A 15,103-nucleotide genomic window follows, 5' to 3' on the forward strand; every position below is an offset into this window, starting at 1 on the left:
CGAGGTCATGGATATGCCAAACCCGAAAACTCTTCTGATCGTCCCGGCTTTGCTGCTGGCTGGGGCCTGCACAAATACCGGTGCGAACTACGTGCCGGTGATTGATGGACCCGTTGGACCCAACTATCAATCCGATCTGTTGCAGTGTCAGCAACTGGCAGCTTCTCAGGCGGCTGTCGATGGATCGACCGCAGGAAACGCCGCCATCGGCGCGGCCGGTGCGGCAGCAACAACGGCAATCATTCAGGACAGCAGTGACAATCTGGGCCGTGCAGCGGCGGCAGGTGCTCTGATCGGGGCCGGGGCCGACGTGATTTCGAAGAACCAGAACAAGGAAGTCATTGTGCGCAACTGCATGCGCGGGCGTGGCTATAACGTCGTAGGTTAAAGGGCGGCAATGGCCGTTCCGGCAGCGTGGCCCGAAGACCACGCCCACTGGAAATTATAGCCGCCCAGCCAGCCGGTGACATCCACCGCTTCACCAATCGCATAGAGGCCGGGGACATCCCTGGCCTCCATCGTTTTTGACGACAGATCATCTGTGTCGATTCCGCCCAGCGTGACCTCGGCGGTACGGTACCCCTCGGTGCCCGATGGCGTCAGATGCCAGTTGGACAGGGCTAAGGCGAGTTCGCTCAGCGCCACATCCGACTGGTCAGCCAGATTGCCGTTCATGGGAATTTGATGGCTGAGGTAGTCGACCAGCCGCGCAGGCAGATGGTGGGCCAACTCGGTGGTCAACGCCTTGCGACTGCCGTTTTGTCGCTGTCCACGCAGAAGATCGAGCAAAGGCAGGTCGGGGATCAGGTCGACCCGGATTGCCTCACCCTCGCGCCAGTAGGAGGACAACTGAAGCACGGACGGGCCGCTCAGGCCGCGATGGGTGAACAGCAATGCTTCGTCAAAACTGGTGCGATCATTGGACAGCCGCGCGGGCAGAGAGACCCCAGACAGGTCCTTGAACTTCCCGTCCGAAAAGGTAAACGGCACCAACGCGGCCCGCGTCTCGGTCATTCGCAACCCGAATTGTTGCGCGATGTCGTAAGCCAGACCGGTCGCGCCCATCTTGGGGATGGACTTGCCACCGGTCGCCAAAACCAGAGTCGCGCAACGCAGGCTGAGACGTTGACCCTCGCGCTCGATCTCAAGCGCATACCCGACCTCGGTCTTGCGCAGGTCCTTCAGCTCAGTACGTACCCACAACTCGGCCCCTGCGCGGGCCATTTCGTCCAGCAGCATCTGGATGATCTGCTTCGAGGATCCGTCGCAAAACAACTGGCCCAGTGTTTTTTCATGCCACGCAACACCGTGACGCCCAACAAGGTCGATGAAGTCCCATTGCGTATAGCGTGCCAAGGCAGATTTGCAAAAGTGAGGGTTGTGCGACAGGAAATTGCCGGGGGCTGCATACATATTGGTGAAATTGCAGCGCCCACCGCCGGAGATCCGGATTTTCTCACCCGGCGCCTTCGCATGATCAATCACCAATACGCGGCCACCGCAATGGGCCGCGCACATCATACCGGCCGCTCCGGCCCCAAGGATGATCGTGTCGTAGGTCATGTGCTGCGCATGGCGCGGATTTGCCCTGAACGCAAGAGCGGGCAACGCAGTTGTTCAACGGTACAAGGGGCGGCGGGATAGCGTCCCATACGATCTGGATGTACCCGTCGCCCGAGTGTTAAAATGACAACAGGTTGCGGCGTTTTGAACTGGTTTGGGACATGGTCTATGTTTCCGGCGATTCTTTGACCTCAGAAAGAAGGTTACGTTTCGGCGCGTTTTCAGATTCACGGAGTACCATTGTCATGCCAACCAACGTATTCGGAGCGTTTCGGACGGACACCGATCTGACCGCCAATGAAGTCACGTTCGACCCCACCGGCGTTGTGTTCGAAATATCCGCCTATAGTCAGATCACCGTCGGAGACGGGGCGGATGGCACAATCATCGACGGTGACGATCAAAACAACGAATTCCCGAACGATCCGACGCAATTGTTGGATGGAAATGCGATCTACTGGGACTTCACGATAGAAGTTACCGACGGCACCAACACCTACCAGATTGGCATTTTTGATTACGACATTAACGGCAACGGGAACTCTAACGTTATCAATGCGGAATCTGGGTATTTCCTGGGATTTCTGGATGGGTCCGTTCCGCCGCTGAATACGCCTCTTACCGTCAACGGGGTCATCGATAATGGACCGGATATTGATGTTGATACGGTGGTGCCGTGCTTTGTGTCCGGCACACGGATCGGAACGCCGAATGGTCCGCGTGAGGTAGACAGCCTGAAGCCCGGTGATCTGGTTCTGACACAGGATCACGGAGCGCAACCCGTCCGATGGATCGGCAAACGGGATCTGGATAGCATTGACCTGACACTAAAGCCAAAGTTGCGGCCGGTCCGCATCGCGCAGGGTGCATTGGGTCCGGGGGTGCCTGAAAAGGATCTTCAGGTTTCTCCGCAGCACCGGATGCTGGTCAGATCCTCCATCGCCGCGCGCATGTTCGCCCGAAGTGAAATTTTCATACCTGCCAGAAAACTTCTGGATCTGCCTGGTGTGACGGTTCAAACCGACGACGACACCGTGACCTATTTTCACCTCCTGTTCGACCGGCATGAGGTGATCTTCGCCGAGGGCGCGCCGACGGAAAGTCTCTTTACCGGCCCCGAAGCGCTCAAAGCCATCGGAGACGACGGATTGCAGGAACTGCAGGAGGTCTTCCCCCAACTGTTTTCAGAGACGCACAAGCCTGAAACCGCACGATTTTCTCCCAGAAAGGGACGTCAGATTCGAAACCTCGTGCATCGTCACCTCAAGAATGGCAAGCCTGTGGTTTCGGGAATTGGTGAGGTTTCGAAACGACAGTGATGTCTGATACCGGCACGCCCCGGGGATGGCCGCTGTTTTTTTGATCGGCGCGTCATTTCCCTAGCCCAAGCACCAAAATCCCTGTAGACTTGCACTCAGATCCCGAAAACGGGACGCGAGTGAGGCAGTAAGTGGCGGTATCTCATGACTGAGATGGTGTATGGCGCGGTCCAGGACCAGCGCGGGGAACCGATTCTACCCAAGTGGTGGCGGACGATTGATCGCTGGACGATGTCCTGCGTGCTGATCCTGTTCGTCATCGGGTTGTTGCTGGGGCTGGCATCTTCTCCGCCACTGGCCGGGCGCAACGGGTTTGACCCTTTCCACTATGTCGAACGGCAAGCCCTTTTTGGCGGATTGGCGCTGATTGCCATGTTGCTGACCTCGATGATGTCTCCGACACTGGTGCGTCGTCTGGCTGTGCTGGGGTTTCTGGGGGCTTTTGTGGCGCTGGCCTTCCTGCCGGTCTTCGGAACGGATTTCGGCAAGGGCGCGGTGCGCTGGTATTCTCTTGGCTTTGCATCGCTGCAACCGTCCGAGTTTCTCAAGCCCGGATTTGTGGTGGTCGCGGCTTGGCTTCTGGCGGCGTCGCAGGAAATCAACGGCCCTCCGGGACGGTTGTGGTCTTTTGCGCTGTGCACGGCGATTGTCGGCATGCTGGTGATGCAGCCTGATTTCGGGCAAGCCTGCCTGATCCTGTTCGGCTGGGGAGTGATGTATTTCGTGGCCGGAGCGCCGATGCTGTTGCTGGTTGGCATGGCCGGTGTGGTTGTACTGGGTGGTATGTTTGCCTATTCCAACTCGGACCATTTCGCCCGTCGTATCGACGGTTTTTTGAATCAGGAGGTCGACCCGACCACTCAACTCGGCTACGCGACGAACGCCATCCGTGAAGGAGGGTTGTTTGGTGTAGGCGTGGGTGAGGGTCAGGTTAAATGGTCTCTGCCGGACGCGCATACGGATTTCATCATTGCCGTTGCGGCCGAGGAATACGGCCTGATCCTGGTGCTGATCATCATAGCGCTCTATTCGATCATCGTGGTGCGTTCGCTGCTGCGGCTGATGCGCGAGCGGGACATGTTCATCCGTCTGGCCGGAACCGGTCTGGCCTGCATTTTCGGTGTTCAGGCGATGATCAACATGGGCGTAGCCGTGCGCCTGTTGCCTGCAAAAGGCATGACGCTGCCGTTTGTCAGCTACGGCGGGTCATCGCTGATCGCGGGTGGTATTGCGGTTGGTATGCTGCTGGCCTTCACCCGGTCCCGCCCACAGGGTGAGTTGGGCGATATTCTGCGCGGACGAGGCTGATGGGCAAACCCTACCTGTTGATTGCGGCTGGCGGCACCGGGGGCCACATGTTCCCGGCGCAGGCTCTGGCCGAGGCGATGCTGCACAAAGGTTGGCGTGTTCGCCTGTCCACCGACGCGCGCGGCGCGCGGTACACGGATGGCTTCCCGCATTCTACCGAGATCAGCGAGGCGTCCTCGGCGACCTTCGCGCGCGGGGGGCTGGCCGCAAAGGTTCTGGTGGGCCCAAAGATTGCCGGTGGCGTCACCAGCATGTCGGTGCAGATGCTGCGCGACAAACCTGACGTGGTCGTGGGTTTTGGTGGCTATCCGTCGATCCCGGCGTTGGGCGCGGCGACGTTGTTGAAAATCCCCCGGATGATTCATGAACAGAACGGCATTCTGGGGCGTGTGAACCAGGTATTCGCCACGCGTGTGGCCCACGTCGCCTGCGGTGTCTGGCCCACCGACCTGCCCGAAGGTGCCAGCGGTATTCACACGGGCAATCCGGTCCGGGCCGCGGTGCTGGAACGTGCCGCTGCACCCTATATCCCGCCCGGCGAATATCCAATGTCGGTTCTGGTGATGGGAGGATCGCAAGGCGCGCGTATCCTCAGCGATGTGGTGCCCGAAGCACTTGCCGCGTTGCCCGAGTTCCTGCGCGGGTTCATCCGTGTCTCGCACCAGGCGCGTGATGAGGATGGCGAACGGGTCACGGCCTTTTATGCCGACCATGGTATTCGCGCGGATGTTCAGCCCTTCTTTGACGATGTGCCGCGACGTATGTCCGATGCCCAACTTGTCATCAGCCGTTCCGGCGCGTCCAGTGTCGCGGATATCTCGGTTATCGGTCGTCCTTCGATTCTTGTTCCCTTTGCTGCGGCTGCAGGGGATCACCAAACCGCCAATGCTCGTGGGCTCGTGCAGGCGGGCGGGGCGATCATGATCCCTGAAAAGGCTCTTGACGTTGCCGCGCTGACCGAGCAAATGACCACGGTTTTAACCAATCCCGAAGCTGCTCAGAAAATGGCCCATGCCGCCTTGTCCACAGGTGCCCCGGACGCAACCGAACGTCTGGTCGCCCTTGTCGAGCAGGTGGCACAGAAGGAGACCCCATGAACCCAGCAACCAAACTGCCGCAGGACGTAGGGCCGATCCACTTCGTCGGGATCGGAGGGATCGGGATGTCGGGGATCGCCGAGGTTCTGTTGAATCTGGGCTACCGGGTGCAGGGGTCGGACCTGAAGGCGTCCAAGATCACAGACCGTCTGGCTTCGTTGGGGGCTGAAATCTTTGTTGGGCAAAAGGCCGGGAACCTGGAAGGCGCGGCTGTCGTCGTCGTCTCGACCGCGATCAAACCGGGCAACCCGGAACTGGACGAGGCGCGCGCTCAGGGTCTTCCCGTCGTTCGCCGCGCCGACATGCTGGCAGAGCTCATGCGCCTGCGTTCGAATATTGCGATAGCCGGGACCCATGGCAAAACCACAACGACCACGATGATGGCCGAGTTGATGGTGGCCGGAGATTTTGACCCCACCGTCATCAATGGCGGCATCATCCACGCCTATGGCTCGAACGCGCGAATGGGGCAAGGCGAATGGATGGTGGTCGAGGCCGACGAATCCGATGGCTCCTTCAACCGCCTACCCGCAACCATCGCCATCGTCACCAATATCGACCCTGAGCATATGGAGCATTGGGGCGATTTCGACACGCTGCGCGATGGATTCTATGAGTTTGTCTCGAACCTGCCCTTCTACGGACTGGCGGTGTGCTGCACGGATCATGCTGAAGTGCAGGCGCTGGTTGGGCGCATTACCGACCGCCGCGTGCGCACCTATGGCTTCAACGCACAGTCCGATGTGCGGGCCGAGAACCTGACCTACAAGGGCGGCGTCGCACATTTCGATATCCACCTGCAATATGAAGACAAGGTGATCGAGGGCTGTACCTTGCCGATGCCAGGCGACCATAACGTCTCGAACGCGTTGTCGGCTGTGGCCGTAGCCCGCCATCTGGGCATGAAAGCTGCGGAAATCCGCGAGGCTCTTGCCAATTTCGGCGGCGTCAACCGCCGTTTCACCAAGGTGGGCGAAGTCGATGGCGTCACCATCATCGACGATTACGGCCACCACCCGGTCGAGATTGCCGCCGTCCTCAAGGCCGCGCGGCAAGCGACCGAGGGCCGCGTCATTGCCGTCCACCAGCCGCATCGCTATTCGCGCCTGTCTAACCTGTTTGACGATTTCTGTACCTGCTTCAACGACGCTGATGTGGTCGCCATCGCCGACATCTTCGCTGCCGGAGAAGACCCGATTGAAGGTGCCTCGCGCGATGATCTGGTGCAGGGGCTGATCCGCCACGGCCACCGCCACGCCCGTGCTTTGCTGGACGAGAATGATCTGGAAAGACTGGTGCGCGAACAGGCGCGTCCCGGCGATATGGTCGTCTGCCTCGGTGCCGGTACGATCAGCGCCTGGGCAAACGGACTGCCTGAAAGACTGCAACGAAAACAAGCTGTTTGACGACTGATCTTGTTTGGCGGGCACCCAAATATATGCTAGCTGTGGTGCCAAGACCGCGAGTCCTCGGAGGGGACAGATGGACTATTCGATGATCTTTGCTGCTCTCTGGGTGATCTGCGCCACGATCGTGGCGATGTTGCCGATGCGGCTGCAGTTTCCACCAGGTATCCTTTTGCTGATCTGCGCGCCGATTCTGATAGTGTGGCTGGGTTATGATCACGGCTGGGTCTGGTCGGTGCTGGCCTTGGGTGGATTCGTGTCGATGTTCCGTAACCCCCTTCGCTACTATTGGCGAAAATGGGTGCGCGGCGAGGTGATCGAATGAGCATGTCTCTGGCGCTTGCCGCCCTATGGGGTCTTGCCGCCAATCTTTTGGCGATGATCCCCAGCAAGGACAACCACTGGACCCGCGCGTATATCCTGATCGCGGTTGGTATCCCTATTCTGGGTTACGTCACCTATGAGAACGGCCCTTGGGTTGGCCTGATCGTTCTTGTGATGGGTATGTCGATGCTGCGCTGGCCCGTGATCTACCTGGGTCGGTGGCTGCGTCGGCGGATTTGACCCCTTACACGCCAATACAGGTTGCCATATCCGCTTGAATCCGCGATCTAGCGGCTATGAATACTGTTCCTGTGCCACGTGGCAAACTGTCCGAAAACCGAGCCCTCAACGACCTGACATGGCTGCGCGTTGGTGGACCGGCTGATTTTCTGTTTCAGCCTGCGGATGTCGAAGACCTTCAGACCTTCCTGCGCGACCTTCCAGCGGATACTCCGATCTTCCCGATGGGCGTTGGGTCCAACCTGATCGTTCGAGACGGTGGCCTGCGTGCGGTGGTGGTCCGGCTGGGCCGGGGATTCAATGGGATCGACATCGAGGGCACCACCGTCATCGCAGGTGCTGCCGCCTTGGATGCGCATGTGGCGCGCAAGGCCGCGGATGCGGGCGTGGACCTGACGTTCCTGCGCACAATTCCTGGCTCGGTTGGTGGTGCCGTGCGGATGAACGCGGGCTGCTATGGCAGTTACACGGCGGATGTGCTGCGCAAGGCCACAGTCGTGACGCGGCAGGGTGAGGTGATGGACCTGACCCCTGAGCAGCTGAATTTCCGCTATCGTCAATCCGATTTACCCAAAGGAGCGGTGCTTGTCTCGGCCGAGTTCGAAGGTCTGTCTGGCGACCCGGCAGAGCTGCATGCGCGGATGGAAGCACAGCTCAGGAAACGTGACGAGACCCAACCCACCAAAGATCGCAGTGCAGGGTCGACCTTTCGTAACCCGGCCGGGTTCTCTTCAACGGGCCGGGACGACGATGTTCATGACCTCAAGGCGTGGAAGGTGATCGATGACGCCGGGATGCGCGGAGCCGAATTAGGCGGCGCACAGATGAGCCCAAAGCACTCGAACTTCCTGATCAACACCGGCACAGCGACTGCTGCCGACCTCGAAGGTCTGGGCGAAGAGGTGCGAAAAAAGGTTTACGAAACAAGCGGCATCACGCTAGAGTGGGAAATCATGCGGGTCGGTGATCCGCTGACAGAATAAAGCCCCAACCGTCAGACCATAACAGGCAAATTCAGGCGACGGATCAAAGGCATAACACAGTACGGACCACCAGATAAGGTCCGGGGACATTGAGGCGCACGAAGTGGGACTGTCGAGCAGGACAAACCCAAAAGTGGCGGTATTGATGGGCGGCCCCTCGGCGGAACGCGAGGTGTCTCTCAGCAGCGGGCGCGAATGCGCAGCCGCCCTTGTGGGAGAAGGCATTGAAGTGGTCGAACTGGACGCAGGTCCCGACCTCTACGCGCGCCTTGTGGACATCAAGCCAGATGTGGTTTTCAACGCCCTGCATGGCCGCTGGGGCGAGGATGGCTGCGTGCAGGGCCTGCTGGAATGGATGCGTATTCCCTACACCCATTCGGGCGTTTTGGCTTCGGCACTGGCGATGGACAAGCAGCGCAGCAAAGAGGCGTTCCGCGTTGCTGGCCTGCCAATCGCTGACAGTGTCATCGTTCCCAAGATCGACGTTGTGGCGGGCCATGTGATGGCCCCGCCCTATGTGGTCAAACCGAACAACGAAGGCTCCAGCGTCGGAATCTATCTGGTCCACGAAGCCGCAAACGGCCCGCCGCAGCTGGCAAATGATATGCCGGATCAAGTGATGGTCGAGCAGTATGTGGCAGGTCGCGAGTTGACAGTGACGGTGATGGGGGTCCGTGCCCTGACCGTGACCGAGATCATGACGGATGGCTGGTATGACTATGATGCCAAATACAAGCCGGGCGGCTCATGGCACGTTCTGCCAGCCGAAATCCCGTCCGAGATTTTCGAGTTGTGCATGGACTACGCGCTGCGTGCCCATGACGTGCTGGGGTGCAAAGGTGTCAGCCGTACAGACTACCGATGGGATGACAGCAAAGGCCGTGACGGTTTGGTCCTGCTTGAGACAAACACTCAGCCAGGCATGACACCGACCTCACTTGTGCCAGAACAGGCTGAGCATGTCGGTATGAGTTTCGGCCAGCTTTGCGCCTGGATGGTGGAGGACGCGTCATGCGACCGCTGAAAGCCACCCGTGCGCCAGTGATCCATCGGGCCAAAGCATTGGCCGGTCCGGACGCAGATTTCCAATCCGCCGACACAGAACCCCATGAAACGCAACCGGTTCTCAAGCTAGGTAGGGTCAAACTGTTCCACCGCACGGCGCGCCGGGCCGACCCCGCGCCGTCAAGGCTGAGCTATCGCTTTCAGCGATGGATGCTGACGCCAGGCATTCGCATGGGCGTCAAACTCGGTCTGCCAATCTGTGCGATTGCCGCCGGTATCGGGCTCTATTTCGCCTCGGAAAACCGGCGCGAGGCGTTAGGGGCCTATATCGCCGAGATCCGAACCTCGATTCAGGAACGCCCTGAATTCATGGTCAACCTGATGGCCATCGATGGTGCCGGTCCGGGCCTGTCCGAGGATATTCGCGAAGTGGTGCCGTTGGATTTCCCGATCAGTTCGTGGGATCTGGATGTCGAGCAGATGCGCGACACGATCACTGGGCTGGACCCTGTGAAATCTGCCACTGTCCGCATTCGGCCCGGCGGTATTTTGCAAGTGGATGTGGTCGAACGCCAGCCGGTCATTGTCTGGCGCACGCGCGATGGAGTTGAGCTGCTGGACGAAACTGGCGTGCATATCGACGAGGTCGGGTCGCGCAAGGATCACGCCGCTCTTCCATTGATCGCGGGCAAGGGCGCAAACGCTCATGTGGGTGAGGCGCTCGAGCTTTTTCGGACCTCGCGCAGCCTCGGCCCGCGGGTGCGTGGCCTGGTGCGTGTGGGGGAACGCCGCTGGGATCTGGTTCTGGATCGCGGCCAACGTATCATGTTGCCGACAGATCGTCCCGTGCGCGCCTTGGAGCGTGTGCTGGCGGTGAACGAAGTGCAGGACCTTTTGGAACGCGACGTGGCCGTGATCGATATGCGTCTTGGTCAGCGGCCGACAATCAGAATGACCAAAGCCGCCAGCGAAGACTGGTGGAATACAAAAGTGACAGTGGGTAACGGGCAGTAACGACCATGATGACCGATCTTTATCAGTCCCAACGCGCCATGCGGCAGATGCGCAGACAAGCAATGCAGCGGGGCGTTATCGCCATTCTGGATGTGGGCAGCTCAAAGATCGCCTGTCTTGTGCTGCGCTTTGACGGCACCGGCCGGTTGAGCGACGACAATACCATCGGATCGATGGCCGGGCAGACCGGGTTCCGCGTGATTGGCGCGGCAACGACCCGCTCGCGCGGGGTGCAGTTCGGTGAAGTCACGGCCATGCAGGAAACCGAGCGCGCTATCCGCACCGCTCTGCAAGCAGCACAAAAGATGGCCGATATTCGTGTTGACCATGTGATTGCCTGCTTCTCGGGCGCGAACCCGCGCTCGTATGGTCTGGACGCGCAGGTCGATCTGGAAGGCCAGCTTGTGACCGAGGCCGAGGTGGGCCGTGTGCTCAATGCCTGCGACGTGCCGGATTACGGGGCAGGGCGTGAGGTTCTGCATGCACAACCGGTGAATTTTGCGCTGGACAACCGCTCGGGCCTGATTGACCCGCGTGGGCAGTTGGGTCAGTCGCTGGCCGTGGACATGCACATGCTGACCGTTGATGCCGTTGCGATCCAGAACATCGTGCGCTGCATCAAGCGATGTGACCTCGAGCTGGCGGGGATTGCGAACTCCGCCTATGTGTCCGGGGTCTCGGCTCTGGTCGAGGATGAGCAGGAATTGGGGGCCGCCTGTATCGATATGGGGGGTGGAACCACCAGCGTTTCGATCTTCATGAAAAAGCACATGATCTATGCCGATTGCGTGCGTATGGGTGGGGATCACGTGACGTCCGACATTTCCATGGGTCTGGGCGTTCCCGCGGCCGTGGCAGAACGGATCAAGACATTCAACGGCGGGGTACATGCAACAGGGGCCGATGATCGCGACATGATCGATATCGGTGGCGACACCGGTGACTGGGAGCACGATCGCCGCACCGTCAGCCGCGCTGAGTTGATCGGTATCATGCGTCCTCGGGTCGAAGAGATTCTGGAAGAGGTACGCGTCCGCCTGGACGCCGCCGGGTTCGAACATATGCCCAGCCAGCAGATTGTTCTGACGGGCGGTGGCAGTCAAATCATGGGTCTGGATGGGCTGGCAACGCGCATTCTGGGTCAGCGCGTTCGTTTGGGTCGTCCCTTGCGGGTCCACGGCCTGCCGCAATCCGCCACCGGGCCGGGTTTTTCCTCGGCGGTAGGTCTCAGTCTGTTTGCTGCGCACCCTCAGGACGAATGGTGGGATTTCGAAATTCCGGTCGACACCTATGCCGCGCGCCCGTTCAAGCGCGCCGTGCGGTGGTTCCGTGACAATTGGTAAAACCCTGCGCCGCGTGCTGTGCTGCGCGGCGTTTGTGCCCGGCGGGGCCGTAGCCCAGACCATCCTCACGCCCGAGGCGTTCCTGGATGCAGTATTGGGTAAAACAGTCAGGTTTCATGAGATTCGCAGCGGTGATCTGGTCGGCACAGAGCAATTTCTGAACCGAAAAACCTCGGTCTGGCGGGAAGAGGGGCGGGGGTGTGTCTATGGTCAGATCACCACGCCGAACGGTCAGGTCTGTTTTCTCTATGACAATGACCCCGACGGCATTCCGGTCTGCTGGTGGCCGTTTTTGTATCAGGACCGTCTTATGGTTCGGCTGGCCAGCCTGACGGATGGCGAAATACAAGAGGTGCGCAGTATCACCGAGACAGGTCTGGACTGTCCAAGTGCACCAATCAGCTGAAGAAACAGGTTGCAGCCAACCGAGTTATCCATAAAGATGTCCACAAGGCCCGTCAGAGGCCTCGCGGCAGGACTTTGAGCAGTTTTCCGCAGTGACTGACACGAATCTCAAACGTGGCGCAAAGGGTAAGCGTCGCTTGGATAAAGCTTGTCTAGTAGTGATCCGCATTGTTTCCGCTATATTTGGCAAAGACCGCGAAATACCGCCGCTGGCTGCCTTATTTCCTCCATATTTTGTGGAATCTTTTGATTTTTGACGTGACCTTTTCGCATCAGAGCGCTAGAATCGAACATGGATAGGTAAGAAAAACACCGCTTTGGCGGGACATAAATACAGGCGGACAGAGCATGACATTGAATCTTTCGATGCCCGGGCACGACGAACTGAAGCCTCGGATTACAGTATTTGGCGTTGGTGGCGCGGGCGGCAACGCAGTCAACAATATGATTGAGAAACAGCTGGACGGCGTCGATTTTGTCGTCGCCAACACAGACGCGCAGGCGCTGCAGCAAAGCCAGTCCTCGGCAAGGGTGCAACTGGGTGTGAAAGTGACCGAAGGTCTGGGGGCCGGGGCCCGTCCGACCGTTGGTGCGGCGGCTGCAGAAGAAAGCATCGAACAGATTGTCGACCATCTGGCGGGCGCGCATATGTGCTTTATCACCGCCGGTATGGGGGGCGGCACCGGTACAGGGGCGGCTCCGATCATTGCGCAGGCTGCGCGCGAGCTGGGCGTTCTGACCGTTGGCGTTGTGACCAAACCCTTCCAGTTCGAAGGGGCCAAGCGCATGCGTCAGGCCGAAGACGGTGTTGAATCGCTGCAAAGGGTTGTCGATACGCTGATCATTATCCCGAACCAGAATCTGTTCCGCCTCGCCAACGAAAAAACCACCTTCACCGAGGCGTTTTCGATGGCCGATGACGTATTGTATCAAGGCGTGAAGGGTGTGACCGATCTGATGGTCCGTCCGGGCTTGATCAACCTCGATTTTGCCGATGTGCGTGCCGTGATGGACGAAATGGGCAAGGCGATGATGGGCACAGGTGAGGCAACTGGCGAAGACCGGGCCATTCAGGCGGCCGAGAAGGCGATCGCCAACCCGTTGCTGGACGAAATCAGCCTCAAGGGCGCGAAGGGCGTGTTGATCAATATCACCGGCTCGCACGACCTGACCCTGTTCGAACTGGACGAGGCCGCGAACCGCATTCGCGAGGAAGTGGACCCCGAGGCCAACATCATCGTTGGTTCGACACTGGATACCGTGATGGAAGGCGGCATGCGCGTTTCGGTCGTGGCCACGGGTATTGATGCCAGCGAGAAATCGTCGGATGTTCCTGTCGCACGCCGCTCGATGTCAGAACCTTTGACCCGGACCGTTTCGGCAGAAGAGCCAGAGCAGGAAGAGGCTCAGATTGCTGCTGACGCCGAACCCGTTCAGCAGGACAACCCCGAGCCGTCGCTGTTCGAAGCCACGGAAGACCCGGCCCCGGCACGGTTCCAGTTGCGCGACGAGCAGGACGACGACGATCTGCCGCCCCCGGCCTACCAGCCGCGCGTTGCCGAATTCGAACCACAGCCCGAACCCGTCGAAGAGACCCCCGAAACCTATGTCGCACCGCAACCCCACGCAGCTGGTACCCCCTCGCCAGAAGCTCTGCAGCGCCTGCAGGCCGCCGTTCAAAACGTCCCCTCGGCCGCGCAGCGTCTGACCGCGACCCGGCCTCAGGAACCCACCGCTCAGCCTCAGGCGGAACCCGAAGATCGCCCCCGCTTCGGCTTCAACCGCCTGATTGACCGGATGACAGGTCATGCTGCCGATACCCCGGCACAACCGCCTCGTCAGCAGCCCGCCATGCGCCAGGCTGACGCTACGGCACCTGCACAGGATGAGGCTGACCCGGATCAGGATCGCATCGAAATTCCGGCCTTCCTGCGCCGCCAGGCCAACTGACTGCGGTAACAAATTCATGAAAAAGGGTCGCCGAGAGGCGACCCTTTTTTCAATTCTAACAAGACGTTAAAGGTGGCTAAGCAGGGTTTTGCCGATCTGTCACATTCATGTTTCATTCAGTTGCAAAGAGTGAGTTGAGCTTGCAAGGCCTCTTCCTTAACTGAGGGTCCAACACGACCCGTATAGGTCGGACACCACTCACCGAGGCCCATTTTGCAACATACGCTCAAATCTCCGGTTACGTTCAAAGGCGTCGGACTGCACGGTGGTCAGCCTGCGGTTATGGTTCTGAAACCGGCAGCAGCTGGTCACGGAATCTGGTTCAAACGGACGGATATCGATCTGGGCAATGCACTGCTTCCTGCGATCTATGATGTGGTCGAGCGTACACCGCTTTGCACCCGATTGGTGAATGATGCGGGTGTTTCGGTATCAACCATCGAGCACATCATGGCTGCGCTGGCAGGTTGTGGCGTCCACAACGTGCTGATTGAAATTGATGGGCCCGAAGTCCCGATCATGGATGGGTCATCCATTGAATTCGTTCGCGGTATCATGGCCAAGGGTGTACGTCGTCAGGCAAGCCCGGTTCTGGCCTACGAGGTTCTCAAGCCTGTGACCGCGTCCCGTGAAGGCGCCAGCGCTTCGATCAAACCCGCAAACGGGTTGATCATCGACTTCCACATCGACTTCGAAGATGCTGCCATTGGCAACCAAACCAAGACACTGGACATGCGCAACGGCTCGTTTGTGCGTGAACTCAGCGACTGTCGTACCTTCTGCCGCCGAACCGATGTTGAAGCGATGCGTGAAAACGGGCTGGCTCTGGGCGGCACGCTGGAAAACGCTGTTGTCGTGCAAGGCACCGAAGTTCTTACTCCGGGCGGTTTCCGTCATGCGGATGAGGCCGTGCGCCACAAGATGCTGGACGCGCTTGGTGATCTGTATCTGGCAGGTGGTCCGATTCTCGGTCACTTTACCGGTGACAAGTCGGGCCATTCGATGACCAACACGCTGCTGCGAAAACTGTTCGAAACGCCCGGCGCGGTCCGTCCGATCCTGTGTACACCCGAACAGGCTGCGCGCCTGCCGGGGCAGGGCCTTGTCGCTGACGAAATTCCGGCTGTCGCCTGACGTCATCAACTC

General features: G+C 59.5%; 15 protein-coding genes. 14 read left to right on the forward strand and 1 reads right to left on the reverse strand.

The window, feature by feature from the left end:
• The first annotated feature begins 13 nt into the window (after positions 1-13).
• Complete coding sequence (locus ACR0L4_RS00760) at positions 14-388, forward strand: glycine zipper family protein (protein WP_480509832.1); 375 nt, start codon at positions 14-16, stop codon at positions 386-388.
• Here the strand turns inward: ACR0L4_RS00760 and ACR0L4_RS00765 are convergent.
• A complete protein-coding gene (locus tag ACR0L4_RS00765) occupies positions 385-1,563 on the reverse strand; it encodes a BaiN/RdsA family NAD(P)/FAD-dependent oxidoreductase (RefSeq protein ID WP_480509834.1) in 1,179 nt (392 codons plus the stop codon). The two genes, ACR0L4_RS00760 and ACR0L4_RS00765, sit on opposite strands and share 4 nt — an antisense overlap.
• 245 nt (positions 1,564-1,808) lie before the next feature.
• Here ACR0L4_RS00765 and ACR0L4_RS00770 point away from each other — a divergent pair, with 245 nt between their 5' ends.
• From ACR0L4_RS00770 to lpxC, 13 genes are all read left to right on the forward strand, one after another.
• The gene (locus tag ACR0L4_RS00770; RefSeq protein ID WP_480509836.1) at positions 1,809-2,882 is read left to right on the forward strand and encodes a Hint domain-containing protein; all 1,074 of its coding nucleotides are present in this window, start codon (positions 1,809-1,811) and stop codon (positions 2,880-2,882) included.
• Between the two features lie 144 nt (positions 2,883-3,026).
• Entirely contained in the window at positions 3,027-4,190 is a 1,164-nt protein-coding gene (gene ftsW, locus ACR0L4_RS00775; protein WP_480509839.1) for a putative lipid II flippase FtsW, read from the forward strand.
• Positions 4,190-5,287 (forward strand): UDP-N-acetylglucosamine--N-acetylmuramyl-(pentapeptide) pyrophosphoryl-undecaprenol N-acetylglucosamine transferase, encoded by a 1,098-nt coding sequence (locus tag ACR0L4_RS00780; RefSeq protein ID WP_480509841.1) that lies wholly within the window; start codon positions 4,190-4,192, stop codon positions 5,285-5,287. Before ftsW ends, ACR0L4_RS00780 begins: the two co-directional genes overlap by 1 nt.
• The gene (gene murC / locus ACR0L4_RS00785; protein WP_480509843.1) at positions 5,284-6,693 is read left to right on the forward strand and encodes a UDP-N-acetylmuramate--L-alanine ligase; all 1,410 of its coding nucleotides are present in this window, start codon (positions 5,284-5,286) and stop codon (positions 6,691-6,693) included. Before ACR0L4_RS00780 ends, murC begins: the two co-directional genes overlap by 4 nt.
• Before the next feature lie 76 nt (positions 6,694-6,769).
• Complete coding sequence (locus tag ACR0L4_RS00790; protein WP_480509845.1) at positions 6,770-7,018, forward strand: DUF2484 family protein; 249 nt, start codon at positions 6,770-6,772, stop codon at positions 7,016-7,018.
• Entirely contained in the window at positions 7,015-7,257 is a 243-nt protein-coding gene (locus ACR0L4_RS00795; RefSeq protein WP_170748346.1) for a DUF2484 family protein, read from the forward strand. The genes ACR0L4_RS00790 and ACR0L4_RS00795 overlap by 4 nt, the downstream gene beginning before the upstream one ends.
• Before the next feature lie 56 nt (positions 7,258-7,313).
• Positions 7,314-8,240 (forward strand): UDP-N-acetylmuramate dehydrogenase, encoded by a 927-nt coding sequence (gene murB / locus ACR0L4_RS00800; protein WP_480509847.1) that lies wholly within the window; start codon positions 7,314-7,316, stop codon positions 8,238-8,240.
• 145 nt (positions 8,241-8,385) lie between these two features.
• A complete protein-coding gene (locus ACR0L4_RS00805) occupies positions 8,386-9,264 on the forward strand; it encodes a D-alanine--D-alanine ligase (protein WP_480511112.1) in 879 nt (292 codons plus the stop codon).
• On the forward strand, positions 9,252-10,259 hold the full coding sequence (locus ACR0L4_RS00810) for a cell division protein FtsQ/DivIB (RefSeq protein ID WP_480509849.1): 1,008 nt from the start codon (positions 9,252-9,254) through the stop codon (positions 10,257-10,259). Before ACR0L4_RS00805 ends, ACR0L4_RS00810 begins: the two co-directional genes overlap by 13 nt.
• An 8-nt stretch (positions 10,260-10,267) precedes the next feature.
• Positions 10,268-11,602: a cell division protein FtsA gene (ftsA, locus tag ACR0L4_RS00815; RefSeq protein WP_170749226.1), complete on the forward strand. Its 1,335-nt coding sequence runs from the start codon at positions 10,268-10,270 to the stop codon at positions 11,600-11,602.
• Positions 11,589-12,008 (forward strand): hypothetical protein, encoded by a 420-nt coding sequence (locus ACR0L4_RS00820; protein ID WP_480509851.1) that lies wholly within the window; start codon positions 11,589-11,591, stop codon positions 12,006-12,008. The genes ftsA and ACR0L4_RS00820 overlap by 14 nt, the downstream gene beginning before the upstream one ends.
• A gap of 347 nt (positions 12,009-12,355) precedes the next feature.
• Entirely contained in the window at positions 12,356-13,957 is a 1,602-nt protein-coding gene (gene ftsZ / locus ACR0L4_RS00825; RefSeq protein ID WP_480509853.1) for a cell division protein FtsZ, read from the forward strand.
• 213 nt (positions 13,958-14,170) lie between these two features.
• A complete protein-coding gene (gene lpxC / locus ACR0L4_RS00830; protein ID WP_480509855.1) occupies positions 14,171-15,091 on the forward strand; it encodes a UDP-3-O-acyl-N-acetylglucosamine deacetylase in 921 nt (306 codons plus the stop codon).
• The last annotated feature ends 12 nt before the right edge of the window (positions 15,092-15,103 follow it).

This window comes from Ruegeria sp. AB5, assembly GCF_056542645.1.